Consider the following 25,401-nt stretch of genomic DNA (forward strand, 5'->3'; position numbering starts at 1 on the left):
TTCTTTTCGTTAATCGTTCATCACTAAACGTTAATCGTTAGCTTACCTGTCAATATCAGGAACCACATAGTCTAGTGTTCCGCCGATAGCAATCAAGTCGGCAATCTTCGCTCCACGGCAGATGGTGTCGATTGCTGCAACGAGCGGCAGTCCCGTAGCGCGGTAGTGCAGACGATAAGGCATCTTGTCACCCTGGCTTTCGAGGAAAACACCGAACTCACCACGGCTTCCTTCCACAGCAGCATAGTAACTGCCTTCGGGAACACGGATGATGGGCTTCATCTTCTCCTGATACGGCCCTTCGGGGATATTGTCTATTAATTGCTCAATGATGTTCATACTTTCCATGATTTCATCCATACGCACGAGGTAGCGGGCGAAGCAGTCGCCTTCCGTATAGACGATTTCTTTGAAATCCACTTTGTCATATACACCGTAAGGGATTCGCTTGCGCACGTCGCAAGCCCAGCCCGAAGCACGGCCTGTACCACCGGTACAACCGAAAGAGATGGCATCCTCGCGACTTAGCACACCCACACCCTTCATACGGCTTTGAGCAATGACATTGCCTGTGAATATATCGTGGTATTCGTGGATAATTCCTCTCATATAGGGAATGAACTCTTTTACCCGTTTGACGAAGTTAGGATGAAGGTCAGCTTGTACGCCGCCAATCGTGTTGTAGTTCATAATCAAACGTCCACCGCACGTTTCTTCGAAAATATCGAGAATCTTCTCACGGTCACGGAATCCGTAGAAGAAAGCCGTCAATGCTCCCAAATCCATGGCAAGAGCAGAGAAAAACAACAAGTGAGAGTCGATACGTTGCAATTCATCCATAATCGTACGGATATACTGCACACGTTCGCTGACTTCGATACCCATCGCCTTCTCGATACACATACATAATGCATGACGGTTCTGATGCGCGCCCAAATAATCAAGACGGTCTGTCAGAGCCAGTGTCTGCGGATAAGTAAGACTTTCATTCATCTTCTCGATACCGCGGTGGATATATCCACAGTTCGCGTCAATCTTACGGATGATTTCACCTTCAAGGGAAACACGGAAACGCATGACACCGTGGGTTGCAGGGTGCTGCGGGCCGATATTGACTACATATTCTTCTTCTCCGAAGAGTTTGGTTTCTTTGTTTTTGATTGTTCCGTCCGGGTTCAACTCAATTTCCTGAGTCGTATCGAACGTCTCTTCATTGGTCATGCAGAGCGGATTATCTTTCTCCGGGTCGTTGTCTTTGCGCATCGGATAACCTATCCAGTCGTTACGCAGATACAGACGGCGCATATCGGGATGACCGACAAAGGTGATACCATAATAATCGAAAACTTCGCGTTCGTAGAAGTCGGCTATCTTCCATATGTCGCTGACAGACGGAATTTCCGGCAGGTCACGGTTGGTAGTCGCAGTTTTCAATGCTATCCGTTCACCCGTGACGGTAGATTCCAGATGATAGACTACGCCTAAACCGCGGAGTTTCTCCGGAGCGTCTTTCTCATCCGCCACTCCCCAGTCCATACCGGTGAGGCTTTCGAGAAAGTCCATCTGCTTTTCATTTCGCAAGCGCAGCATCTCGTCGTGTAGTGCTGCCGGGGCTATAAATTGTATTTCTTGCATAAATCCTTATTAATTAAGAATGTAGGCTCATTCTTCATTTTTGATATAATCCGGTTTCTTCTCTTTTCTGTTCACTCCACCAAAGAACTTCTCTATCTTCACTTTGCGTTGCAACTGCATCATGCCATAATAGAAAGCCTCGGGACGCGGCGGACATCCGGGGATATACACATCTACCGGAAGAATCTTGTCCACTCCGTTCACTACGTGGTAGGACTTCTTGAAAGGGCCACCGCTGACAGCGCATCCGCCTACGGCAACCACATATTTCGGGTCGGGCATCTGATCGTAAAGCCGCTTCAATACCGGAGCCATTTTATTGGTGATTGTTCCGCATACCATAATCATATCAGCCTGGCGCGGACTGGCACGGGCTACTTCAAACCCAAAACGGGCCATATCATAACGCGCGGCACCCAGTGCCATAAATTCGATACCACAACAACTGGTAGCGAAAGTAAGCGGCCACAGCGAATTGCTGCGTCCCCAGTTGATAAAGTCATCGAGAACTCCGAGAGCGACGTTTGCCCCTCCGGCATTGAGTTCCCTGACCAACTTTTCCAATGATTCATTGTCGATGAACTCCTCATACGGAATTGATTTTATTTTTGGCTTTTTGGTTATTTCCATTCCAAAGCTCCTTTCCTCCAGGCATAAGCAAGGCCCAGAACTAGAATAACAAAGAAGAAGAGAACACTGATAAGTCCCTGCGGCCCCATTTCACGCATGACCACCGCCCACGGAAACAGAAAAGCTGTTTCAACGTCGAACATCAGGAACAGGATAGCAAACAGGTAGTAACCTACACGGAACTGCATCCATGATTTACCACGTGTCGGTATACCACATTCGTAAGCTTCAAACTTTTGCACATTGTACGAACGGGGTGAAATAGCACGCGAAAGGGCTATCACTACACCGACAAAAGCAAGTGCTGTCAGTAAAACAACAACTAAAAATGTAAAATTCATAATTCAATAGCTGTTTAGATTGAATATTATAGAAATCAACAACTAGCTTATCCACCCTCCGGGGGAAAACCAACTGTAATATAGATGACGAGCAAAAAAGCCGACTGTACTGTTGTCTAAACCACAATCTTTCTTAACCCATATATATAATAGGAGATAGGATCGTAGAAATAAGTAGGAGTTCGAGGCGACGCAGAATCGGGCGGACTTTGAAGTCTGTAATGTTCGCAAAAATAAGCTATCAGCAATAGCATACTCTTATCTGCCGGAACATTTGCAATTTCCGTATGACTCATATCGCAGGATTGGGTAGAATAGAAGTTATAAAGACGTTCCAAAGCGTTGTGTACCGGATGGTCTTGGGACACATAGCACTTCTCATGCCGGTAAGTCGGCAAGGAAACCTTGCAAATATTTTCCATTGCCCCGTCTGTGGCACAATGAATAAGCAAAGTCAGTACTAAAAGTAGTCCGAATTTTAAGCTTTGTTTCATCTTTCTCTTTTAACGGCTGCAAATATAGGACTTATATTTATACTTTTTGCAAAGTCGGGGTGGCAAAAAAGGTTTTTTTAGCACTCGACTTGATTTATATCAACTCTTTACTTAGTTTTTCTTCCAAAAGTCGGAAGTAAAGAGCAATAGCACTGTAAATAATTCCAAACGTCCTAAAAGCATCAGGAAAGAAAGCAGCCATTTGGCAAGAACCGGTAATTCGCTCCATGAAAAAGCAGGGCCGCAGGTACCAAGTCCCGGCCCCATATTACCCATGCTTGAAATAACTGTTCCCACCGATTCCAGAAAACCGACTCCAAGTCCCATCATGACAAGTATGCTGATGAGGGCAATCACCGCATACAAAAAGGTGAAAGCCAACACTGTGGACTGGATGGAAGGGGAGATAACCTGCTTGTTTACCCGTACCGGAAGCACGGCATTGGGGTGCAGGATATGTTTGAATTCATTTTTCACTACCTTGAACAGGATAACCATGCGGATACACTTGATGCCGCCAGTCGTACTGCCGGCACAAGCTCCGATAATCATTACGATAATAAGGCATCCCCAAAGAATGGAAGGCCAAAGCATATAGTCGGCTGTGGCAAATCCCGTGGAAGTCTGCAACGAAATCACCTGGAAGAGTGATTTGCGGAATGCTTCTTCTATACCCATTGAAGAAGTAAAGTGGAGCCAGGCAGCAATAAATATCGTGAAGAAGGAAACGCAAATAAAATAGAACTTCAGTTCCGCGTCGTGGATAAACTTCTTTATCTTACCGTTAAACATTAACAGCAACAGCGTGAAGTTGATACCTGACAGAAACATGAAAATGGAGATAACATAATCTATATAAGGGGAGTGGTAATACTCAATACTAGCCTGTTTGGTTGAGAAGCCGCCGGTACTGGTCGTTGTGAACGCGTGACATATACTGTCGAATACCCCCATGCCACCGAATACTAACAGTACAATCAATGTTCCCGTCATTCCGGCATAAATACCCCAAATCCATTTGGCGGTAATGCCGATGCGGGGGTGTACCTTGTCGTGAGTAGGGCCACTGGCTTCTGCGGCAAATACCTGGATACCGCCCACACCGAAGATAGGCAGGACAGCAATGGTAAAGAATACAATACCCAAACCGCCTATCCATTGCGTCATGGCACGCCAGAAGAGTATTCCGTGCGGCATTGATTCGATATTGTTCAGGATAGTGGCGCCCGTACTACTGAAACCGGACATGGTTTCAAAGAACGCGTCGGTGACACTTGGGATATATCCCCCTATATAATAAGGTAGCATTCCGAAAAAAGAGAATGCGACCCACGCTGCACTGACAATGACATATCCGTCACGGCGGTTGAGTGATTTCACCGCACCTTTGCCGATGGCAAGCAATATAAAACCGATACTGGCTGTGATAGCTGATGAAATCAGGAAGCTTTGCAAATCATCCTCTTTGTAGAAAAGAGAGACAACGCTGCAACATAGCAACATAACTGTCTCTATGAGCAGCAGAAAGCCCAAAATCCGGAATATCATCTTTGAATTAATCATAAATAATACCTGATACTTAATACCTAATTAAAGAATTTCTCGATTTTCTTAATCATCATACTCAAGCAGAATACCACTACATGGTCACCCGGCTGAATCAGCGTATCACCGGTTACCAGTATTCCTTCTCCGTTGCGAATCATACCGCCGATGGTAGTCCCTTTCGGGAGTCCCAGGTCTTTGATCAGATGTTTGGTTATTTTTGCTCCGGCAGGTACAGTAAATTCTGCAACATCCGCATTGGCAAATGTAAGACATTTCACATTGGAAACGTCAGCATCCAGCATCATTTGATAAATATGGCTGGCGGCAATCATCTTCTTGTTGATAACCGTACCAATGTCAAGGCTTTCCGCCATGCCGATATAGTCGATATTCTCCACTTCCGCCACTGTCTTGTCCACGCCCATGCGTTTGGCGGCAAGACAAGCCAGGATATTCGTTTCGGAATTTCCGGTCAGGGCAACGAAGGCTTCGGTATTCTTCAATCCTTCTTCGATAAGAAGATCCATGTCGCGGCCGTCGCCGTTGATAATCATTGTTTTGTCATCCAATAATTCTGTCAACCGGTTACATCGGTTGATGTCGTTGTCTACGATTTTCACCTGCATATAGTCAGGTACGTATTGAGCGGTACGGACGGCGATGCGGCTTCCGCCCATAATCATCACGTTGCGCACGTCGGCATAATCTTCCTTGCCGGCAATCTTACGTATATAAGGAATATATTTACGGGTGGTAGTGAAGTAAACAATGTCATGCAATTTAATCACATCGTCTCCACGCGGGATAATCGTTTCCGTACCGCGTTTGATGGCTACTACGTGATAAGGGATGTCCGGTGCGCCCAGTTCATAAAGCGGGATATTCAGAATCTCCGCCTTTTCGCGCATCTTCGTACCAATCAGTACGAGAGCGCCGCCGCAGAATTCCCACCATTGGCGTACCCAACTCATGCGCATGGAAGATACAATTTCTTTGGCAGCCAGCATTTCCGGATAAATCAGGGAGTCCACTCCCAACTTTTGGAAGAACTCTTTATTTTTGGGCAGAAGATATTCATAGTTGTCGATACGTGCCACCGTCTTTTTGGCTCCGAGGTTGGTAGCCAGCATACAGGCGGTCATGTTACGGCTTTCGTCCGGGGTGACTGCGATAAACAAGTCGGCTTCTTTGACACCTACCTCTTTTAAACCGGAGATAGAAGAAGGAGAGGCGGCAACTGTCAGCAAGTCGAAGTTGGCGCTAAGGGCACTCAGTTTCTCCTCGTCGTCATCCATCAGGATAATATCTTGCTTTTCGCGCGATAACAGTTTGGCCAAATGGGTGCCTACGTTGCCGGCACCGGCAATAATAATCTTCATGTCAATTGATAAATTCTTTTATTTTAGTCAGAATACCTTCCTCGTCCATGCCGCAGACATGATAAAGCTCATTCACCGCACCATGTTCCACAAATATATTGGGGATGCCGATACGCTTCACGGTCGGCTTGTATTCATTGTCCGCCATAAATTCAAGGACAGCGCTCCCCATACCCCCTCTGACAATGCCATCTTCAATGGTAAGGATACGCTCGAACTTGCGGCCGACTTCGTGCAGCAACTCTTCATCCAGCGGTTTCAGGAAACGCAAATCATAATGGGCGATGGATTTGCCAAGCCCGGCTTCCGCCTTGGTGATGGCACGTGCGGCTGTATTCCCTATCGGGCCGATTGTAATCACCGCAAGGTCTTCTCCATCCTTCAACTTCCTTCCTTTCCCTACCGGAATTTCTTCCAGCGGACATTGCCAGTCTACCAGCACTCCACGTCCCCGCGGGTAACGGATTACGAACGGACCCTTATCCGGCAACTGTGCCGTGTACATCAGTCGACGTAACTCGTGTTCATCCATTGGCGAAGAAATAGTAAGATTGGGTATCGGACGCAGGCAAGCCATATCGAATGCTCCGTGGTGTGTAGGGCCATCCTCGCCAACCAGTCCGGCACGGTCGAGACATAATACCACAGGAAGATTCTGTATTGCTACGTCATGGATGATATTATCATGCGCCCGCTGCAAGAAAGAAGAATAAATATTACAGAACGGTATCAACCCGTCCTTTGCCATACCGCCGGAGAAAGTAACGGCATGCCCTTCGGCAATACCGACATCAAATGCCCGTTTCGGCATTTTTTCCATCAGTATATTCATCGAACAGCCACTGGGCATGGCAGGAGTCACACCGACAATCTTCGGATTGGCTTCAGCCAACTCTACCAATGTATTTCCGAATACATCCTGGAAAAGCGGTGGCATTCCTTCCGTGTTGACAATGAAACGTTCACCGGTGACGGGGTCGAACTTGCCCGGAGCATGCCATTCGGTGGCGTGTTCTTCCGCCGGAGCGAACCCTTTTCCTTTTATAGTGTGCAAATGCAGGATTTTGGGGCCCTGCAAATCTTTGATATCATGCAGTACGCGGGCGAGATTCCTTACATCGTGTCCGTCTATCGGACCGAAATAACGGATATTCATTCCCTCGAAAATATTCTGTTGCTGTGCAGCCATCGACTTCAGGCTGTTGCCGAAACGTATCAGCGCCTTGCGGCGTTCCTCATTCAGGATACCGAGCTTGAACAATACGCGCGACATTCTGAAACGTAACTGGTTGTAACGGTTGGAAGTCGTCAGGTTGAAAAGATACTGCTTCATGCCGCCGACACTACGGTCGATGGCCATATCATTATCATTCAGGATGATAAGCAGGTTGTTCGGGGTGGCAGACGCATTGTTCAGTCCTTCGAAAGCCAGTCCGCCACTCATGGAACCATCACCGATGATGGCTACCACATGACGCTTGGAATCTCCTTTTTGCGCAGCGGCAACAGCCATGCCGAGAGCGGCGGAGATAGAGTTGGAAGCGTGTCCGCACGTGAAAGTATCGTATTCGCTCTCTTCCGGTGATGGGAAAGGGCGTATTCCGCCAAACTTCCGGTTGGTGGAAAAAGCTTCACGGCGTCCTGTCAGAATTTTATGGCCGTAAGCCTGATGTCCCACATCCCACACAATACGGTCATAAGGTGTATTGTAGATGTAGTGCAGGGCTACAGTCAGTTCCACTGTCCCAAGACTGGCGGCAAAATGTCCCGGATTGCAGCAGAGCTCTTTAATAATGTCCTGCCTTAGTTCATCGCATACTTCCGGCAGTTGCTCTACGGTTAGTTTTCGCAGGTCTTCGGGGTAATTAATGGATTTTAGCAAGTTATATATCGGTTCACTATTCATGATTCTAGGAAATTTAGTGCAAAAGTACGAAAAGAAAGTATACTTTTGCATACGAAATGTAATAAAGTGATGGAAAATCATATGAACTTTCAAACATCTGTGGAATTGCCCGCCGGACTTCCGGCAATCCGACATACAGACCATATACTTTTGATAGGGTCTTGTTTCGCCGAAAATATAGGTGCCTTGCTTGCAGATGCCAAATTCCGGTTGGATCTGAATCCTTTCGGTATTCTTTATAATCCTTTATCTATCTCATCCGCTTTGCGGGAGATTGCAACGAAAAAAGAATACACGGAGAAAGACCTGTTTGCTTATCGGGGGCTATGGCATAGCCCCATGCATCATGGCTTCTTTTCCGCATCCACTCAGGAAGAAACCTTGCAGCATATCAACGTGCGACTTCAACAAGCCCGTCAGGCTATGCAACAACTTGATTGGCTGATGCTGACTTTCGGTACGGCTTACGTCTATGAACAAAAAGAAACGGGAAAGGTTGTTGCCAATTGTCATAAACTGCCCGAGAGCAACTTTAACCGCAGGCTTCTTCTTGTAGACGAAATAGTAGACGAATATACTTCGTTGATTACCAGCCTGGCAGCCCGTAATCCGAATCTGAAGATCCTGTTCACAGTAAGTCCTATCCGTCATATCCGCGACGGGATGCACGCCAACCAGTTAAGCAAATCCACTTTATTACTTGCTATCGACCGCTTGCAACAACTTTTCCCGCAACACGTCTTCTATTTCCCTTCCTATGAAATAGTCTTGGACGAATTACGTGATTACCGCTTTTATGCGGATGATATGCTGCATCCGTCCCCATTGGCAGTCCGTTACCTGTGGGAACGCTTCTCCGAAACCTTCTTTTCCGCTGACACAAAGCAGATTATGGCAGAGGTCGAAGATATCCGGCGGGACTTGGCTCATAAGCCCTTTCATCCCGCTTCAGAAGCGTATCAACGCTTTTTAGGACAAATAGTGTTAAAAATAGAACGACTTATCGGAAAATACCCGTACTTAGATTTTCAAAAAGAAACAGAACTATGTCATATGCGATTGAATCCATAGCCAAAAGTATCGGTGCCCGCCGTGTGGGCGAATATGAAACGACTATTGATTGGCTGTTAACAGACAGCCGTTCCCTGAGTTTTCCAGAAGAAACTCTTTTTTTCGCTTTAGCTACCAAACGAAATAGTGGAGCACGCTATATTCCCGATTTATACGACCGGGGAGTGCGCAATTTTGTAGTCTCCGAAGAGGATTGGACTACCCTTGCCGGGCAGAGATATGAAGAAGCCAATTTCCTCATCGTCCCCAATCCCTTGAAAGCCTTGCAGAAACTGGCTGAAGTACACCGTGAGAATTTCAAGATACCCGTTATCGGCATTACCGGCAGTAACGGAAAAACCATTGTGAAAGAATGGTTGCACCAGTTGCTTAGTCCGGATCGCCGTATTGTCCGTTCTCCGCGTAGTTATAATTCTCAAATCGGCGTTCCGCTTTCTGTGTGGCAACTCGACGAAGAAGCTGAACTGGGAATCTTCGAGGCCGGTATCTCCGAAATGGGAGAGATGGGAGCTTTGAAACGGATGATAAAGCCCACCATCGGTATTCTGACTAATATCGGCGGCGCTCATCAGGAAAACTTCTTCTCATTGCAGGAGAAGTGCATGGAAAAACTGACGCTTTTCAAAGACTGCGATGTCGTGATTTACAACGGCGATAATGAATTAATCAGCAACTGCGTGGCAAAGTCAATGCTGACAGCCCGTGAGATTGCCTGGAGTAAAAAGGATATCGAACGTCCGCTTCATATCAGCCGCATAACGAAGAAAGAAGACCACACCGTCATTTCCTACCGTTATCTGGATATGGATAATACTTTCTGTATTCCTTTTATTGACGATGCTTCCATCGAAAACGTCTTGAACTGCCTGGCAGCCTGTCTCTACCTGATGACTCCCGCCGACCAGATCACCGAACGGATGGCACGCCTCGAACCGATTGCCATGCGCCTGGAAGTAAAAGAAGGAAAGAACAACAGTGTCTTGATAAATGACAGCTATAATTCGGACTTGGCATCCCTGGATATAGCCCTTGACTTCCTTGTCCGCCGTTCTGAAAAGAAAGGACTGAACCGGACGCTTATCCTGTCCGACATACTGGAAACCGGACAAAGTACAGCCACGCTCTACCGCCGTGTAGCCCAGTTGGTGCAAAGCCGGGGCATTAATAAACTGATTGGCGTAGGCCCGGAGATTTCCTCGTGTGCCGCCCGGTTTAGTGATGACATCGAACGCTATTTCTTCCCCAATACCGAAGCCCTTCTCGCGTCGGACATACTCAAATCCCTTCATTCGGAAGTCATTCTGATAAAAGGTTCGCGTGTGTTCAACTTCGACAGGGTATCCGAAGCCTTGGAGTTGAAAGTGCATGAAACTATCCTGGAAGTAAACCTGCACGCCATGGTAGACAACCTGAACCACTACCGTTCCATGCTCCGCCATCCTGAAACGAAAATGATTTGTATGGTGAAAGCATCTGCCTACGGAGCCGGTTCTTATGAGATAGCCAAGACCTTACAGGAACATCATGTTGATTACCTTGCAGTAGCCGTTGCCGACGAAGGTTCCGAACTCCGCAAAGCAGGCATTACTTCCTCTATCATGATTATGGATCCGGAGCTTACGGCATTCAAAACCATGTTCGACTATAAACTGGAACCGGAAGTTTATAATTTCCATCTGCTCGACGCGCTTATCAAAGCCGCCAAAAAAGAAGGAATCACCAACTTCCCGATTCATATAAAACTGGATACGGGTATGCACCGTCTCGGCTTTGCCGTGGAAGATATACCCTTGCTTATCCGCCGCCTGAAGAATCAAAGCGCGGTTATTCCCCGTTCGGTATTCTCTCATTTCGTAGGAAGTGATTCTCCCCAGTTCGATGCCTTTACGCGCCAGCAGATAGAACTGTTTGAAAAGGGCTCTCAGGAGTTGCAGGCCGCTTTCTCGCATAAGATTCTGCGCCATATCTGCAATACGGCGGGAATCGAGCGTTTCCCCGGTGCGCAGTTTGATATGGTGCGGCTGGGAATCGGACTTTACGGAGTCAGCCCGATAGACAACTCGATTATTCATAATGTAAGTACCCTCAAGACAACGATACTCCAGATTCGCAATGTGCCCGAAGAAGATACGGTTGGGTATAGCCGGATGGGACATCTGGCACGTCCTTCACGCATCGCCGCCATTCCTATCGGTTATGCCGACGGGCTGAACCGCCATTTGGGACGGGGAAACGCCTACTGCCTGGTGAACGGAAAGAAAGCGCCTTATGTGGGCAATATCTGTATGGACGTCTGCATGATAGACGTTACCGACATCGACTGCCGTGAAGGCGACCAGGCGATTATTTTCGGTGACGACCTGCCGATAACAGTTCTCTCCGACAAGCTGGATACTATTCCTTATGAAGTTCTTACTAGTATATCGACACGGGTGAAACGGGTATATTATCAGGAATAAAACCGTGAGAGATAAATGAAAACTGAGAACCGATAAACGGATAATCAGTAAATAATAAAACGGTAGACAGTAAGCGGTAAATGATGAATGAAAGTGAACTAACATAAATAATTCATTGTTTACCGTTTACAGTTTGCCGTTTTTCTTTATATTTGCACCAACTAATAAAAACCTCTTTATCAAATAAACGTATGACAAACTTATTATTATTAGGTTTCTTGCCTAGTGGTTCCGAATGGATTATTATAGCTTTGGTTATTCTCCTTCTCTTTGGTGGAAAGAAAATTCCTGAACTGATGCGCGGCTTGGGCAAAGGCGTGAAGAGCTTCAAGGATGGAGTGAACGATGCAAAAGAAGAAATAAATAAGGCAAAAGAAGACCTGGACAAACCGGCGGACTCAAGTAAGTAAAATAAGTACGGATGGCAGAAATGACCTTTTGGGATCATTTGGATGAACTGCGCAAGGTACTTTTTCGGGTGATTGGAGTTTGGTTTGTATTGGCAATAGGTTATTTTATTGCTATGCCCTACCTTTTCGATCATGTGATTCTGGCGCCATGCCACAATGATTTCATATTCTACGATTTATTACGGCATATCGGACAGACATTCGATCTGACCGATGACTTTTTCACACAAGAGTTTCAGGTGAAGCTGGTCAATATAAACTTGGCGGCTCCCTTCTTTATACACATGTCGACAGCCTTCTGGATGTCGGTCGTGACCGCCATGCCCTATATTTTCTTTGAAGTATGGCGTTTTATCGCCCCTGCCCTTTATCCCAACGAAAGGAAAGGAGTGCGTAAGGCATTAACCATCGGGACGGTGATGTTCTTTATCGGTGTCTTGCTGGGTTATTTTATGGTTTATCCGTTGACGCTCCGCTTCCTTTCCACCTATCAGTTAAGTTCGGAAGTGGAGAACATCCTGTCACTCAATTCCTATATTGACAATTTCATGATGCTGATTCTATGCATGGGACTGGCGTTTGAATTACCATTAGTAACGTGGTTGCTTTCATTGCTGGGAGTAGTCAACAAGTCCTTCTTGCGGAAATACCGTCGTCATGCTGTTGTCATCATCGTGATAGCTGCTGCCATCATCACTCCGACAGGCGACCCGTTCACATTGAGCGTCGTAGCCATTCCACTTTATCTGCTCTATGAAATGAGCATCCTGATGATAAAGGACAAGAAGAAAACAGAAGAAGAGATAGAAGATGAAATTGCCTTGTCAGAAGAGTGAAGCGATAGAATCTTATGAATTACTTTTAGCCGTTTGTCGGGCGGAAGATGCCCGACTTGCCGTAGGATACAAGCAAATGCGTGACTTGCTGGAACGCATTTGCCGTTCACAAATGCAGAACGAAAGTCTGCAAATGACCGACCTTTCCGCCCGTATCAGCTTTATCGCCGCAAAGATAGACCTTTCGGCAGGCGAGCAGAACCGGCTGCATACTTTCCGCCTGACTTCCAATCAAATACTGAACCGCCGTCTCGAACCGACCAGGGAGAACCTGTTGCGGGATGCCAAGACACTGGCTTTCTTGATCCGTAAACTCTCGGACGAAGATATACCGGATGTACTCTACCGCTTGCTGCCACGTGCGGACGCTACCTACATAGTTGCTCCCCCTGCTCGTGAACGGGTGCAACGGATGCGTGTTTGCTTTCAATATGCCGACGAACAATATCTGTATGTCACCCCATTGGATGAAGTCTCGGAGAAACCGCTACTCGTCCGCTACAATATCCCTCAGATTAATGAAGAATTTGCAGAAACGTGCAAGCTACTTTGGCGCCATGCCCAAGTGAATCTCCTGGATGTAGCCATTGATAATGAAGGAGTGCTGACACCTTCATTTATTGTTCTCGAACCAGACTATCTGATTGACATCAGTTCCCTTGCCGAGTGTTTCCGCGACTACGGGCATCATCCGGCAAATTATTACCTGTCCCGTCTCCAGCCGATTGAAAACGCCCGACCTTTGTTACTGGGAAATATAGCCAACCTTTTTCTCGACGAATGGATTCATGCGCAGGACGAAGAAGATATCGACTACCGGACTTGTATGCAAAAAGCCTTCCGGCGTTATCCTATCGAATTGGCAGCCTGCCCCGATTTGCGGGACAGGGAGAAAGAACGTCAGTTCTTTGACGACTGCAAACTGCACTTTGAGCATATCCGTGAGACGGTGAATGATACCTTTCATGCCGCCGGATACGAACTCGATAAGACGGACGCAGTACTCGAACCTTCTTATATCTGCGAAGCGCTCGGATTGCAAGGCCGTCTCGACTATATGCAACGGGATATGTCTTCCTTCATAGAAATGAAATCCGGCAAAGCCGACGAATACGCCATCCGCGGCAAAGTGGAACCCAAGGAAAACAATAAAGTGCAGATGCTTCTCTATCAGGCCGTCCTTCAATACTCGATGGGGATGGATCACCGGAAAGTGAAAGCCTATCTGCTCTATACCCGTTACCCGCTTCTGTACCCATCCCGCCCTTCCTGGGCGATGGTGCGCCGGGTAATTGATTTGCGAAACCGGATTGTAGCCAATGAATACAGTATCCAATTACGGAACAGTCTGGAATATACCGAAGAGAAACTGTCAGAAATAAACGCTACCACTCTGAATGAACGTGGACTGAAGGGTCGCTTTTGGGAAACCTGGCTGCGCCCGTCTATCGACAATTTTCAGGAGAAATTGAAAGTTCTTTCGCCACTGGAAAAGAAATATTTCTATGCCGTATATAATTTCCTGACTAAAGAACTCTATACCTCTAAATCCGGTGATGTCGACTATGAAGGACGTACGGGAGCAGCTTCTTTATGGCTTTCCACACTGGCGGAAAAGTGCGAGGCAGGAGAGATAATCTATGATTTACGAATCAAGGAAAACCATGCCGCCGACGAGCATAAAGCTCATTTATTATTGGTTCGTTCTGAAGAATGTGAGTCTCGATTAGAATCTGTACTTCCCAACTTCCGTCAAGGCGATGCTATTATCCTGTATGAACGTAACAGTGAGACGGATAATGTAACCAACAAAATGGTATTCAAGGGGAACATCGAGCATCTGACAGATAATGAAATTGGTATCCGTCTGCGTTCTACACAGCAGAATCCTTCCGTTCTTCCTGCCGAAAGCCTTTATGCCATAGAGCACGATACGATGGATACGACATTCCGTTCCATGTATCAGGGATTGTACGCTTATCTTTCTGCTACACAGGAGCGTCGCGACCTGTTGCTATCGCAACGCCCGCCGAAATTTGACGAATCATTGGATACCCTTATTTCACAAGCGGAAGACGATTTTGCCCGTGTTGCACTGAAAGCGAAAGCCGCACAAGACTATTTCCTTCTCGTCGGCCCTCCGGGGACAGGCAAGACTTCCTGCGCCCTGAAGAAGATGGTAGAGACTTTTCACGCTGATAAAGAAGCGCAGATTTTGTTGCTTTCATACACCAATCGGGCAGTTGATGAAATATGTAAGTCGCTGGTTTCCATTCGTCCCGCTGTTGATTTTATCCGTGTCGGAAGTGAATTGTCCTGTGACGAGAACTACCGTTCACATCTGATAGAAAATGAACTGTCGTCCTGCAATCGTCGTTCGGAAGTCTACGAACGTATCCGGAACTGCCGTATTATTGTAGGAACAGTCGCTGCCATTTCCGGCAAACCGGAACTTTTCCGTCTGAAACATTTCAATGTAGCCATCATAGATGAGGCTACGCAGATACTCGAACCTCAATTACTGGGAATCCTTTGTGCCCGCGGTGAAGATGACCGGAACGCCATTGACAAGTTTATCCTGATTGGCGACCATAAACAGCTTCCTGCCGTTGTGCTGCAAAATACGGAACAATCAGCCATCTATGACGAATCATTGCTCTCTGTCGGATTGACAAATTTGAAAGACTCGCTGTTCGAGCGTCTTTACCGGAATTGTTCTTCTGGCAACGACAGCTCGTCGTCCATTATTGCCGATAACACATCGTCTGCCACTGGTCGTTCATTCGACATGCTTTGCCGTCAAGGGCGCATGCATCCCGAAGTTGCCTTGTTTGCCAACCGTGCTTTCTATGGCGGGCGCTTGATTCCTGTCGGATTACCTCACCAGTTGGAAGATTCCGGACATATCTCCCGTGTCGCTTTTTATCCATCCATACCGGAGAGAGCGGGAAGCTCTGCAAAAGTCAACTCTTCAGAAGCCCGGATTGTTGCCGGACTGGCTGCCCGGATTTATGAAAGCAATCAGAAGCATTTTGACGAATCCCGTACACTGGGAGTCATAACTCCTTACCGTAGTCAAATAGCCCTTATTAAAAAAGAAATAGAGACATTAGGCATTCCGGCGCTCAACCGGATACTGGTTGATACTGTTGAACGTTTTCAGGGAAGCGAACGGGACGTAATTATCTACTCCTTCTGCGTCAACCATCCCTATCAATTAAAATTCCTGTCGAATCTGACAGAAGAAGCGGGTGTTTTGATTGACAGAAAATTGAATGTCGCCTTGACACGCGCACGGAAACAAATGTTCATTACAGGTGTTCCGGGACTCTTAAAGCGAAACCCTATCTACAAAAGTTTATTAAATTTAATAGAACACGCCTGAAAAATTGCATCATTTTGCAGAAGTTAGTTTTTATTCTCTCTTTATGCAATTCATTAACACCTATATGTTGAACAAACGCCTATATTTGCAACACGTTTTTTTCATAGAGATTTAGATTTAAGGTTAGAAGAATTGTGGAAGTCGTGAGACTTCCCTTTTTTTCATCTTAACGTTTACTATCCTTCATTATAGGAATGCAAGAACACTGTTTTTTAGTGTTCGGTTGAAAATATTGCAGGGTGATGATGCAGAATAAGTAAACCTAAAAAGCCTTCTTCGGGAGAAGAGGCTTTTTTATTTTTTCTTTTTGTCTGAAAAGATTTGTTATAAAAAAAGAGGAAGATAATCCGTCATCGGACATCTTCCTCTTTTCTTTTATTATAGTTCAGGATTGATTAATCCAGTACGATAGGTCTGTACTTCGGTACCAATGCTTTCATGATAACCCAACCAATCAGGTAAGCCACGGCGCAGATACAGAACATGATGAAATATCCGGCAGGTTTGCCTTCAAATCCCATGAACGTCATGTGCGTTTCGTCAGCGTGAACAAACAGAAGACCTGCACCAAACTGCATCAACATTGAACCTACACCACCGGCCATACCACCGATACCTGTAATACTTGCAATCGCTGTTTTCGGGAACATATCACCTACGGTAGAGAAGATATTGGCCGACCATGACTGGTGGGCAGCGCCACCGATACCGATCAGGATAACAGGGAACCACGGAGAGAACGTACCCAACGGCTGTGCCAAAAGCACCACCAACGGGAAGAACGCGAAAATCAACATCGCCTTCATACGTGCGGCATACGGATTCATACCCGTCTTATTGATAAAGATAGTCGGAAGTTTACCACCATAGATAGACAGCATTGTCACAGCATACAGCGTGAAAATCAATGCCATACCCAATCCGTCGGAAGTTTTGATATCAAATTGGGTATTCAGGTAAGACGGAGTCCAGAACAGGAAGAACCACCACACACCGTCCGTCATAAACTTACCGGCGGCAAAAGCCCATGTCTGCTTATAAGTGAAGCACTGAAGGAAGCTCATCTTCTTCTCATCCTTCTCTTCAACAACTACCGGAGCAGCGCCTTCTTCATATTTATCTTGTTCGATATAATCCAATTCGGCTTTGTTGACGTGCTTGCTCTTTGACGGAGCATCGTACATGAATATCCACATACCCATCCAAACGAAACCGAGGGCACCGATAACGATAAATGCCATTTCCCATCCCCATGCTTTCGCAATCAGCGGGATAGAAACCGGAGCAATCAAGGCACCGATAGAAGCACCGGCGTTGAAGATAGAAGTAGCGTAGGCACGGTCTTTCTTGGGGAAGTATTCTGCCGTTACTTTGATAGCAGCCGGGAAGTTACCCGCTTCACCGAGAGCCAGGATACAACGTGCGGCAAGGAAACAGTACATACTTACGGTAGCCAGTACCACCACTACGTCACCTGTAGCAGCCATCAGTTCGGCCGCACTGTGCATACCTACATACTGTTCGGTCACGATACCGCAAAGAGCGTGCATACAAGCACCTGCCGACCATACGCCGATTGCCCAGAGATACCCCTTCTTTGTGCCCATCCAGTCGATAAAGCGGCCGGCGAACAACATACATATTGCATATACAATAGAAAATACGGAAGTAATTGTACCGTAGTGAACTTCGTTCCAGTGAAATTCCGGTTTGATAAACTCGTCCCAGGTAAGGGAAAGCACCTGGCGGTCGAGGTAATTAACTGTAGTAGCAAAGAATAGCATAGCACAGATAGTCCATCTGTAGTTTGTCATTTTCTCGCCTGTTTTTTGAAATGCATTCATGATAATGGATTTAAATAGATTTTGATTCGTTGACAAAGGTCGGGATTTCGACTGGATTTTATTTGTAAAATTTGGTCGAATTCATGTATTATTCGTTACATTTATATGCTATTTGTTTCAAAGAGTATATTTATCGTTTCATAACACGTCTAGTCTGTAACGTCGGGGGGAGGTTGAAGTATATAAAACCCGGAAAACTTCATCCCTTCTCCCGGTGGGGGAAAGGATGAAGTTTCTCGGATTTTATATATGTAATGCAGAGCCGCGCAACGATTAGCGCATTTCTGTATATTTGAGCTTGTCCATGTCTCCGTAGTCGAGGTTTTCACCAGCCATACCCCAGATGAACATATAGTTGCTTGTTCCGGCAGCAGCGTGGATAGACCATTCCGGTGACATGATAGCCTGTTCGTTCTGCATCCATACGATGCGTTCTTCCTGCGGTTCGCCCATGAAGTGGCAGATAGCGTTGTCGGCAGGCACGTTGAAGTAGAAGTAAGCTTCCACACGACGGCTGTGAGTATGAGCCGGCATTGTGTTCCATACGCTACCCGGTTTCAGTTCTGTCAATCCCATTTGCAGTTGGCAAGGGCCTTCTTCAAGTACGTTGTTCACAATCAACTGGTTGATGACGCGGTCGTTGCTTTCTTCCATCTTTCCGGCAGCGAAAGAGTTAGCTTTCAGAGAACCTTTGCGTCCGTCGATAGTAATCAACTGAGTCTTGTATTCCTTGTGGGCAGTAGCCGAGTTGATATAGAACTTGGCAGGATTGCTTGAATCTTTGCTCTTGAAAGTCACTTTCTGCTTGCCTCTACCTACGTACAGTGCATCTTTGAATTTCAGTGTGTATTCTTTGCCGTCAACAGTTACGATACCTTCGCCACCAATGTTGATAACACCCAGTTCGCGACGTTCCAGGAAGAATTTAGCTTTCAGCGGGTCGATAGTTTCCAGTACCAGTTCCTTCGTTGCAGGAACAGCACCACCGAAGATCAGGCGGTCGTACATAGAATAAGTAAGGTTGATTTCGTTCGGAACCATTACTTTTTCCATCAGGAAGCTACTACGCAGGCGGTTTGTATCATACGTTTTCACGTCTTGCGGACTGCAAGCCACTTGCATCTTGTAATTCACCTGGGCAGAAGCAGACATAGCTGCGATACCCAACATCATTGCAATTGCTAATTTTTTCATCTTTCGAATTTTTATTTGGATTATATATTATATACTACTTATTGTCAGTTACGAGTTTTCTACTTATTCCTTATTACTGTTACTGTTCAATGCAGCCTTGGCATCATTTCTAGTCATGCGGATACGGTTGTAGATAGCCATTCCGAGCGCGAGAACTACGAGGATGGCAGGGCCGATAATCTTCAGGCTGTAAGTCAGGTGGAAAATACCCCAGCAGAAAAGACTGGAAGCAAAGTCGAGCGCGCCGCCTTCAAAGCCCGCAGGAATATTCACCGTCGGGTCGCCCGTAGCGGCATATACGTCTTTGGCAGCTAGTGTGAAGAATCCGGCAAGTTCTGTCACGAAATACAGACCTACGATTAATGCTACCAAGCCGATAATAAATGATTTCACCACGTTACCTTTTGTAATAGGCAGAATCATCGGGAACAAGTAGAACATACCTGCCAGGGATGCCAGCGGTAAGAAACGGTTGCCCGGAAGGATAACTGCGAGGAAAATAGTGACAGGAATCAGAAGCAGTGAAACCACCAGCGTAGTCGGATGACCGATTACCAGTGCGGGGCTCATACCAATGCTCAAACCTGTGTTACTCTTATATTTTTTAGCGATAAGTTCGCGGGTAGCGTCAGAGATAGGTTTCAAGCCTTCGATGAAAAGACTCGTGATACGGGGAATCAATTCCATTACCGCACCCATCTTGATACCCAGTCCGAGAATGCCCGGAATACTGTCTACCACTTCTTTCCAGCTTCCGCAGCCCAATGCCCCGATAGCGCAACCAATCACGATACCCAGGAACAACGGCTCTCCCATCAGACCGAATTTCTTCTTCATACCTTCCGAGTCGATATTCAGTTTGTCGAATCCCGGAATCATATCGAGCAGTTTATTGATAACAATAGCGAACGGAACAAAACTTTGGCAGAACGGTTGAGGAATAGAGATACCGTCCATTTTATCATAGAACTTCTGGAAAGCGGGAGCAGTCATATCAGCCATTACCAGCGTAATGATGTAGCAGATGATGGCAGCGAAGAATCCCCAATAGATATTGTCGGAAGCAAAATAAACGATGGCTCCGATAAATGCGAAGTGCCAATAGTTCCAAAGGTCGATATTGACAGTACGTGTTGTCTTGGTAACCAACATAAGGATGTTGACACCCAGGCAAACCGGGATAATGAAAGCACCGACCGAAGTATTGTAGGCTACTGCTGCCGCAGACGGCCAACCCATGTCGAAAATACCCAGTTCCAATCCGTAGATTTCTACCATTTTACTTAGTGCAGGGCCCAGGCTGCTGGTAAGCAACGCTGTCACTACCGACAATCCGACGAAACCGACACCTACTAATAAACCGCTTTTCAGCGCTTTAGCAAATTTAATTCCGATACATACTCCTAAAATTGTGAAAATGACCGGCATCATCACTGCCGCCCCGAGACCGATAATGTACTTGAATACTTCTTCCATTCTGTTCTATTTTTTCTCTGTTTTAAATGATAAATTACTGTGTTTCCCCCAGAGGGTATTAGTTGTAAACCGTGCCAAAAGTACGACCTTTTCCGCTTTCTTCCAAGACGAAAGTATTAATTTATCAGATATTGCATCAAAAATGGACATTTTTGACGTTTGCGTGCACAAAATTAGTCGTTTCCGTGCACGAAAAACAAAAAATGCACCTACTTGATTAAAAAATCCAACCGGCTTTGGCGGAAAAGCACTACTTTCGTACCGTGAAAGACTCGTATGTTTAATCCTTAAAATAACAAACCATGAGACGAACCCTCTTTTCTAAATTTTTTATATTGGCTCTACTGGTCATAATCGCCCTTCCGGCATCCTCACAGCAGGTGGACAGCAAGCTCCCCTGGTCTATACGGATGACTGAATCGGAGATGATACGCTATCCTGAATCCTGGCAGCTCGATTTCCAGCCGAAGTTGAAGTGGGATTATTGCCACGGACTCGAATTGGGAGCCATGCTTGACGTTTATGACACGTATGGCGACAAGAAAATTCGCGATTATGCCATCGCGTACGCAGATACGATGGTACACGAAGACGGTTCGATTACCGCTTATAAATTAACCGATTACAGTCTCGACCGCATCAACTCGGGAAAGATTCTTTTCCGTATCTACGAACAGACGAAGAATCCTAAATATAAGAAAGCCCTTGATTTGCTTTACAGCCAGTTTGAAGGACAGCCCCGCAATGAGGACGGCGGTTTCTGGCACAAGAAGATTTATCCGCATCAGATGTGGCTGGACGGACTTTATATGGGTGCTCCTTTCTATGCGGAATATGCGTTCCGCAACAATCTTCCGCAGGACTATGCGGATGTTATCAATCAGTTTGTCACTTGTGCCCGTCATACATACGACCCCCAAAACGGTCTTTACCGTCATGCAGCCGACGTAAGCCGCACCGAACGCTGGGCAGACCCCGTGACCGGACAGTCCAAACACAGTTGGGGACGTGCTATGGGTTGGTATGCCATGGCTTTGGTAGACGCACTGGAATTTATCCCGAAGCATGAAGCCGGAAGGGATTCACTGCTCGCTATCCTGGATAATATTGCCGTTCAAGTGAAGAAACTGCAAGACCCGAAGACGGGCGGATGGTATCAGGTGCTCGACAAGAGTGGCGAAAAAGGTAATTATCTCGAATCATCCTGTTCTGCCATGTTTATTTATTCCTTATTCAAGGCAGTGCGCTTGGGATATATTGATAAATCGTATCTCGATGTGGCATTGAAAGGGTACAAAGGTTTCCTGGAGAATTTTATCGAAGTGGATAAAGACGGATTGGTTACCATCACCAAAGCCTGTGCCGTAGCCGGACTGGGTGGAAAAGTTTACCGTTCCGGTGATTATGATTATTATATCAATGAAACGATCCGTAATAATGACCCCAAAGCAGTAGGGCCTTTTATCATGGCGAGCTTGGAATACGAACGCTTACAAAAGTAATTTCTACCGATGAAAAGGACTATTTTTAAAGGAATGATGGTGTTTCTCCTGTTGAGTGCAGCAGGAACATCGGTCTTTTCGCAACAACAGCAACGCAAAGACACGTTAGTCGTCACACGTGACGGGACAGGAGATTACCGCAATATTCAGGAAGCAGTGGAAGCTGTCCGCGCTTTTATGGACTACACGGTGACTATCTATATAAAGAACGGTACATACAAGGAAAAACTGGTGATTCCCTCTTGGGTGAAGAACGTACAGTTGGTAGGCGAAGATGCAGAAAAGACGATTATCACGTACGATGACCATGCCAATATCAACAAAATGGGAACATTCCGCACCTATACCGTCAAGGTGGAAGGCAATGACATCACTTTCAAAGACCTGACGATTGAGAACAATGCCGCTCCTTTGGGACAGGCAGTAGCCCTTCACACCGAAGGCGACCGCCTGATGTTTGTAAACTGCCGCTTCCTTGGCAATCAGGATACTATCTATACAGGTGCGGAAGGCGCCCGCCTTTTATTCACCAACTGCTATATAGAAGGTACTACCGACTTTATTTTCGGCCCTTCTACCGCACTTTTTGAATATTGCGAACTGCACAGCAAGCGTGATTCGTACATCACTGCCGCTTCAACTCCTCAAAATGAAGAATTCGGCTATGTCTTTAAGAACTGCAAACTGACTGCTGCTCCGGGAGTGAAAAAGGTATATTTAGGTCGTCCCTGGCGTCCTTACGCCGCTACGGTGTTCATTAACTGTGAGTTTGGCAACCATATCCGCCCTGAAGGATGGCATAACTGGAAGAATCCAGAGAATGAAAAGACAGCCCGTTATGCCGAATTTGGAAATACAGGTGACGGCGCAGAGACTTCCGGGCGTGTCACATGGGGGAAACAGCTCACAAAAAAGGAAGCATTGAGGTACACACCGGAGAATATCTTTAAGGAAAGTAGCAACTGGTATCCTTATAAGTAGAAACATTAGCGCTTTTGACAGGTTCTACGGTGCGAAATAGTTGTTTCCTGCCTTGAACCATCAGTAACGTTACTTGGAACTTTTGTTTTTATTGCTTGAAACTGTTGTTTCCATTACTTGAAACCGGAGTTTCATAGGCTTGAAACTAAAGTTTCTATTGCTTGAAACTAGAGTTTCATCAGTAGGAAACTAAAGTTTCAGACGCTTGAAACTAATAGTTTCCCTGCTTGAAACAAAGTGTTTCAAGGCATTGAACACTTTCTTCCGTTAAGGATAAGCAAACTAGGAAACGGGAGAAATGTTACTTCCGGTAGCGTTTGAGAATGAAGAAATGAAGAAATAAAGAAGGTCGGGAAGCGGTGATAGGTGATAGGTTGGGTGATAGGTTGAAAAACAACCTATCACCGCTTGAAACTTCGATGAATAGGGCGTTTGAAGGATGCTGGTGATAGGTGAAAGAGAAAAATGATTTTTTATTATAGGGAGTAGTATAGAGAAAATGAAAGAAAATAGAAGTAAATTAGTACTGTTGTTGGCGGTTGCTTTTATCTTTTGCTCTGCATTTCGTGCGGACAAACCTGCCGTAACTATCTTTATGATAGGGGATTCGACTATGGCCAACAAGAAATTGGATGGTGGAAATCCTGAACGCGGTTGGGGAATGGTACTTCCCGGATTTTTCTCCGAAGACATAAAGATAGATAACCATGCCGCCAACGGACGCAGTTCCAAAAGTTTTATTTCCGAAGGACGTTGGGCAAAAGTCATCTCCAAAGTGAAGAAAGGCGACTATGTCTTTATCCAGTTCGGACACAACGATGAAAAGGCGGATTCCACCCGCCACACCGAGCCGGGAACCACTTTCGACGACAATCTCCGCCGCTATGTAAACGAAACCCGTGCCAAAGGCGGCATCCCTGTATTGTTCAATTCCATTGTCCGTCGTAATTTCGTTCAACCGCAAGATGCTTCCATCGCTAAAGATGTCCGCCGGACACCGGGGGAAACGAAACAACCCAAAGAAGGAACAGTCTTGTTCGACACTCATGGAGCTTATCTGGATTCTCCGCGCAATGTGGCAAAGGAGCTTGGAGTCGTATTTATTGATATGAATAAAATAACGCATGACCTGGTGGAAGGGCTCGGGTCGGTAGAATCAAAGAAACTCTTCATGTTCGTCGAATCCAATCAGGTTCCCGCTTTTCCGAAAGGCCGTGAAGACAATACCCACTTGAATGTCTACGGAGCACGAACCATCGCAGGTCTGGCTGTTGATGCTATCGGCAGGGAAATCCCCGAACTGGCAAAATATATCCGTCATTACGATTATGTAGTGGCGCAAGACGGTAGCGGTGATTTCTTCACCGTACAGGAAGCAATCAATGCCGTTCCCGACTTCCGTAAAAATATCCGTACTACGATTCTTGTCCGCAAAGGCACTTACAAAGAAAAGATAATCATCCCTGAAAGTAAGATTAATATCTCCTTGATTGGAGAAGACGGTGCAGTGCTGACTCATGATGATTTCGCCAGTAAGAAAAATGTATTCGGCGAAAACATGGGAACTTCCGGTTCATCCAGTTGCTATATCTACGCTCCGGACTTCTATGCGGAGAATATCACATTCGAGAACTCGTCCGGATCCGTAGGACAAGCCGTCGCCTGCTTCGTTTCTGCCGACCGTGCATTCTTCAAGAACTGCCGCTTCTTAGGTTTCCAAGACACCCTGTACACTTACAGCAAACAGAGCCGCCAATATTACGAAGACTGCTACATCGAAGGAACCGTCGATTTTATCTTCGGCTGGTCTACCGCTGTCTTCAACCGCTGCCATATCCATAGCAAGCGTGACGGCTATGTGACCGCCCCTTCTACCGACAAAGGAAAAAAATACGGCTATGTCTTTTACGACTGCAAGCTCACCGCTGAACTGGAAGCCACGAAAGTATATCTGTCCCGTCCCTGGCGTCCATATGCGCAAGCCGTATTTATCCGTTGCGAACTGGGCAGACATATTCTTCCCGAAGGATGGAACAACTGGGGAAAAAAGGAAAACGAGAAAACTGCCTTTTACGCCGAATACGAAAGCCGTGGCGAAGGAGCCAACCCCAAAGCGCGTGCCGCTTTCTCCCGTCAGTTGAAGAATTTAAAAGGATATGAGATGAAAACAGTTCTGGCAGGGGATGATGGTTGGAATCCGGTAGAAGAGGGGAATAAGTTGTTGGATGTAAGACGTTGACTGATTAGCTCAAACTATTATCCGATACATTATAATTAGTTGCAAGTTTTTTATTATCTTTGTTTCTATAA

18 protein-coding genes are annotated in these 25,401 nt (G+C 46.2%); 8 read left to right on the top strand and 10 right to left on the bottom strand.

Annotation, left to right across the window (positions count from 1 at the left end; translation table 11 throughout):
* Window positions 1-42: 42 nt before the first annotated feature.
* The 7 genes from BQ7997_RS18890 to dxs all read right to left on the bottom strand — a co-directional run bounded on the left by BQ7997_RS18890 (window position 43) and on the right by dxs (window position 7,933).
* On the bottom strand, window positions 43-1,635 hold the full coding sequence (locus BQ7997_RS18890; protein ID WP_022139824.1) for an NADH-quinone oxidoreductase subunit D: 1,593 nt from the start codon (window positions 1,633-1,635) through the stop codon (window positions 43-45).
* A gap of 27 nt (window positions 1,636-1,662) precedes the next feature.
* The gene (locus tag BQ7997_RS18895) at window positions 1,663-2,265 is read right to left on the bottom strand and encodes an NADH-quinone oxidoreductase subunit B (RefSeq protein ID WP_005677205.1); all 603 of its coding nucleotides are present in this window, start codon (window positions 2,263-2,265) and stop codon (window positions 1,663-1,665) included.
* Window positions 2,256-2,606 (bottom strand): NADH-quinone oxidoreductase subunit A, encoded by a 351-nt coding sequence (locus BQ7997_RS18900; RefSeq protein WP_022139822.1) that lies wholly within the window; start codon window positions 2,604-2,606, stop codon window positions 2,256-2,258. Before BQ7997_RS18900 ends, BQ7997_RS18895 begins: the two co-directional genes overlap by 10 nt.
* Window positions 2,607-2,722: 116 nt before the next feature.
* Complete coding sequence (locus BQ7997_RS18905; RefSeq protein ID WP_022139821.1) at window positions 2,723-3,100, bottom strand: hypothetical protein; 378 nt, start codon at window positions 3,098-3,100, stop codon at window positions 2,723-2,725.
* A 111-nt stretch (window positions 3,101-3,211) separates the two neighbouring features.
* Complete coding sequence (locus tag BQ7997_RS18910; protein WP_097677838.1) at window positions 3,212-4,663, bottom strand: TrkH family potassium uptake protein; 1,452 nt, start codon at window positions 4,661-4,663, stop codon at window positions 3,212-3,214.
* Window positions 4,664-4,686: 23 nt separating this feature from the next.
* Window positions 4,687-6,027, bottom strand: coding sequence for a Trk system potassium transporter TrkA (trkA, locus tag BQ7997_RS18915; RefSeq protein ID WP_044653265.1), 1,341 nt, complete (start codon window positions 6,025-6,027; stop codon window positions 4,687-4,689).
* Window position 6,028: 1 nt separating this feature from the next.
* Entirely contained in the window at window positions 6,029-7,933 is a 1,905-nt protein-coding gene (gene dxs / locus BQ7997_RS18920) for a 1-deoxy-D-xylulose-5-phosphate synthase (RefSeq protein ID WP_073348454.1), read from the bottom strand.
* An 81-nt stretch (window positions 7,934-8,014) separates the two neighbouring features.
* Between dxs and BQ7997_RS18925 the strand changes: the two genes are divergently transcribed.
* From BQ7997_RS18925 to BQ7997_RS18945, 5 genes are all read left to right on the top strand, one after another.
* On the top strand, window positions 8,015-9,004 hold the full coding sequence (locus tag BQ7997_RS18925; protein WP_073348455.1) for a GSCFA domain-containing protein: 990 nt from the start codon (window positions 8,015-8,017) through the stop codon (window positions 9,002-9,004).
* A complete protein-coding gene (locus BQ7997_RS18930; protein WP_073347648.1) occupies window positions 8,980-11,463 on the top strand; it encodes a bifunctional UDP-N-acetylmuramoyl-tripeptide:D-alanyl-D-alanine ligase/alanine racemase in 2,484 nt (827 codons plus the stop codon). The genes BQ7997_RS18925 and BQ7997_RS18930 overlap by 25 nt, the downstream gene beginning before the upstream one ends.
* 191 nt (window positions 11,464-11,654) lie before the next feature.
* The gene (locus BQ7997_RS18935) at window positions 11,655-11,873 is read left to right on the top strand and encodes a Sec-independent protein translocase subunit TatA/TatB (RefSeq protein ID WP_007751163.1); all 219 of its coding nucleotides are present in this window, start codon (window positions 11,655-11,657) and stop codon (window positions 11,871-11,873) included.
* Window positions 11,874-11,884: 11 nt separating this feature from the next.
* A complete protein-coding gene (tatC, locus tag BQ7997_RS18940) occupies window positions 11,885-12,709 on the top strand; it encodes a twin-arginine translocase subunit TatC (protein WP_073347649.1) in 825 nt (274 codons plus the stop codon).
* Entirely contained in the window at window positions 12,684-16,094 is a 3,411-nt protein-coding gene (locus BQ7997_RS18945) for a DEAD/DEAH box helicase (RefSeq protein WP_073347650.1), read from the top strand. Before tatC ends, BQ7997_RS18945 begins: the two co-directional genes overlap by 26 nt.
* Before the next feature lie 395 nt (window positions 16,095-16,489).
* On the opposite strand, the gene BQ7997_RS18950 is transcribed toward BQ7997_RS18945, so the two are convergent.
* The 3 genes from BQ7997_RS18950 to BQ7997_RS18960 all read right to left on the bottom strand — a co-directional run bounded on the left by BQ7997_RS18950 (window position 16,490) and on the right by BQ7997_RS18960 (window position 20,608).
* The gene (locus BQ7997_RS18950) at window positions 16,490-17,938 is read right to left on the bottom strand and encodes an MFS transporter (protein WP_022139811.1); all 1,449 of its coding nucleotides are present in this window, start codon (window positions 17,936-17,938) and stop codon (window positions 16,490-16,492) included.
* A 273-nt stretch (window positions 17,939-18,211) separates the two neighbouring features.
* A complete protein-coding gene (kduI, locus tag BQ7997_RS18955) occupies window positions 18,212-19,132 on the bottom strand; it encodes a 5-dehydro-4-deoxy-D-glucuronate isomerase (RefSeq protein WP_073347651.1) in 921 nt (306 codons plus the stop codon).
* Window positions 19,133-19,195: 63 nt separating this feature from the next.
* Window positions 19,196-20,608 carry a PTS galactitol transporter subunit IIC gene (locus BQ7997_RS18960; protein ID WP_073347652.1) on the bottom strand — a complete coding sequence of 471 codons (1,413 nt, stop codon included), beginning with the start codon at window positions 20,606-20,608 and terminating at the stop codon, window positions 19,196-19,198.
* Window positions 20,609-20,910: 302 nt separating this feature from the next.
* On the opposite strand from BQ7997_RS18960, the gene BQ7997_RS18965 reads away from it, so the two are divergent.
* The 3 genes from BQ7997_RS18965 to BQ7997_RS18975 all read left to right on the top strand — a co-directional run bounded on the left by BQ7997_RS18965 (window position 20,911) and on the right by BQ7997_RS18975 (window position 25,330).
* A complete protein-coding gene (locus BQ7997_RS18965) occupies window positions 20,911-22,110 on the top strand; it encodes a glycoside hydrolase family 88/105 protein (RefSeq protein WP_073347653.1) in 1,200 nt (399 codons plus the stop codon).
* 9 nt (window positions 22,111-22,119) lie between these two features.
* On the top strand, window positions 22,120-23,091 hold the full coding sequence (locus tag BQ7997_RS18970) for a pectinesterase family protein (RefSeq protein WP_073347654.1): 972 nt from the start codon (window positions 22,120-22,122) through the stop codon (window positions 23,089-23,091).
* 499 nt (window positions 23,092-23,590) lie between these two features.
* The gene (locus BQ7997_RS18975; protein WP_022137814.1) at window positions 23,591-25,330 is read left to right on the top strand and encodes a pectinesterase family protein; all 1,740 of its coding nucleotides are present in this window, start codon (window positions 23,591-23,593) and stop codon (window positions 25,328-25,330) included.
* Window positions 25,331-25,401 lie beyond the last annotated feature (71 nt).

The organism is Bacteroides congonensis, assembly GCF_900130125.1.
Classification (GTDB): domain Bacteria; phylum Bacteroidota; class Bacteroidia; order Bacteroidales; family Bacteroidaceae; genus Bacteroides; species Bacteroides congonensis.

Coding starts and splice junctions, on each gene's coding strand:
- BQ7997_RS18930 (WP_073347648.1), top strand. CDS start 8,980: ATGTCATATGCGATTGAATCCATAGCCAAAAGTATCGGTGCCCGCCGT.
- BQ7997_RS18970 (WP_073347654.1), top strand. CDS start 22,120: ATGAAAAGGACTATTTTTAAAGGAATGATGGTGTTTCTCCTGTTGAGT.
- BQ7997_RS18965 (WP_073347653.1), top strand. CDS start 20,911: ATGAGACGAACCCTCTTTTCTAAATTTTTTATATTGGCTCTACTGGTC.
- BQ7997_RS18925 (WP_073348455.1), top strand. CDS start 8,015: ATGAACTTTCAAACATCTGTGGAATTGCCCGCCGGACTTCCGGCAATC.
- BQ7997_RS18975 (WP_022137814.1), top strand. CDS start 23,591: ATGAAAGAAAATAGAAGTAAATTAGTACTGTTGTTGGCGGTTGCTTTT.
- BQ7997_RS18935 (WP_007751163.1), top strand. CDS start 11,655: ATGACAAACTTATTATTATTAGGTTTCTTGCCTAGTGGTTCCGAATGG.
- dxs (WP_073348454.1), bottom strand. CDS start 7,933: ATGAATAGTGAACCGATATATAACTTGCTAAAATCCATTAATTACCCC.
- BQ7997_RS18905 (WP_022139821.1), bottom strand. CDS start 3,100: ATGAAACAAAGCTTAAAATTCGGACTACTTTTAGTACTGACTTTGCTT.
- BQ7997_RS18900 (WP_022139822.1), bottom strand. CDS start 2,606: ATGAATTTTACATTTTTAGTTGTTGTTTTACTGACAGCACTTGCTTTT.
- BQ7997_RS18890 (WP_022139824.1), bottom strand. CDS start 1,635: ATGCAAGAAATACAATTTATAGCCCCGGCAGCACTACACGACGAGATG.
- BQ7997_RS18895 (WP_005677205.1), bottom strand. CDS start 2,265: ATGGAAATAACCAAAAAGCCAAAAATAAAATCAATTCCGTATGAGGAG.
- BQ7997_RS18960 (WP_073347652.1), bottom strand. CDS start 20,608: ATGGAAGAAGTATTCAAGTACATTATCGGTCTCGGGGCGGCAGTGATG.
- BQ7997_RS18945 (WP_073347650.1), top strand. CDS start 12,684: ATGAAATTGCCTTGTCAGAAGAGTGAAGCGATAGAATCTTATGAATTA.
- BQ7997_RS18910 (WP_097677838.1), bottom strand. CDS start 4,663: ATGATTAATTCAAAGATGATATTCCGGATTTTGGGCTTTCTGCTGCTC.
- trkA (WP_044653265.1), bottom strand. CDS start 6,027: ATGAAGATTATTATTGCCGGTGCCGGCAACGTAGGCACCCATTTGGCC.
- BQ7997_RS18950 (WP_022139811.1), bottom strand. CDS start 17,938: ATGAATGCATTTCAAAAAACAGGCGAGAAAATGACAAACTACAGATGG.
- kduI (WP_073347651.1), bottom strand. CDS start 19,132: ATGAAAAAATTAGCAATTGCAATGATGTTGGGTATCGCAGCTATGTCT.
- tatC (WP_073347649.1), top strand. CDS start 11,885: ATGGCAGAAATGACCTTTTGGGATCATTTGGATGAACTGCGCAAGGTA.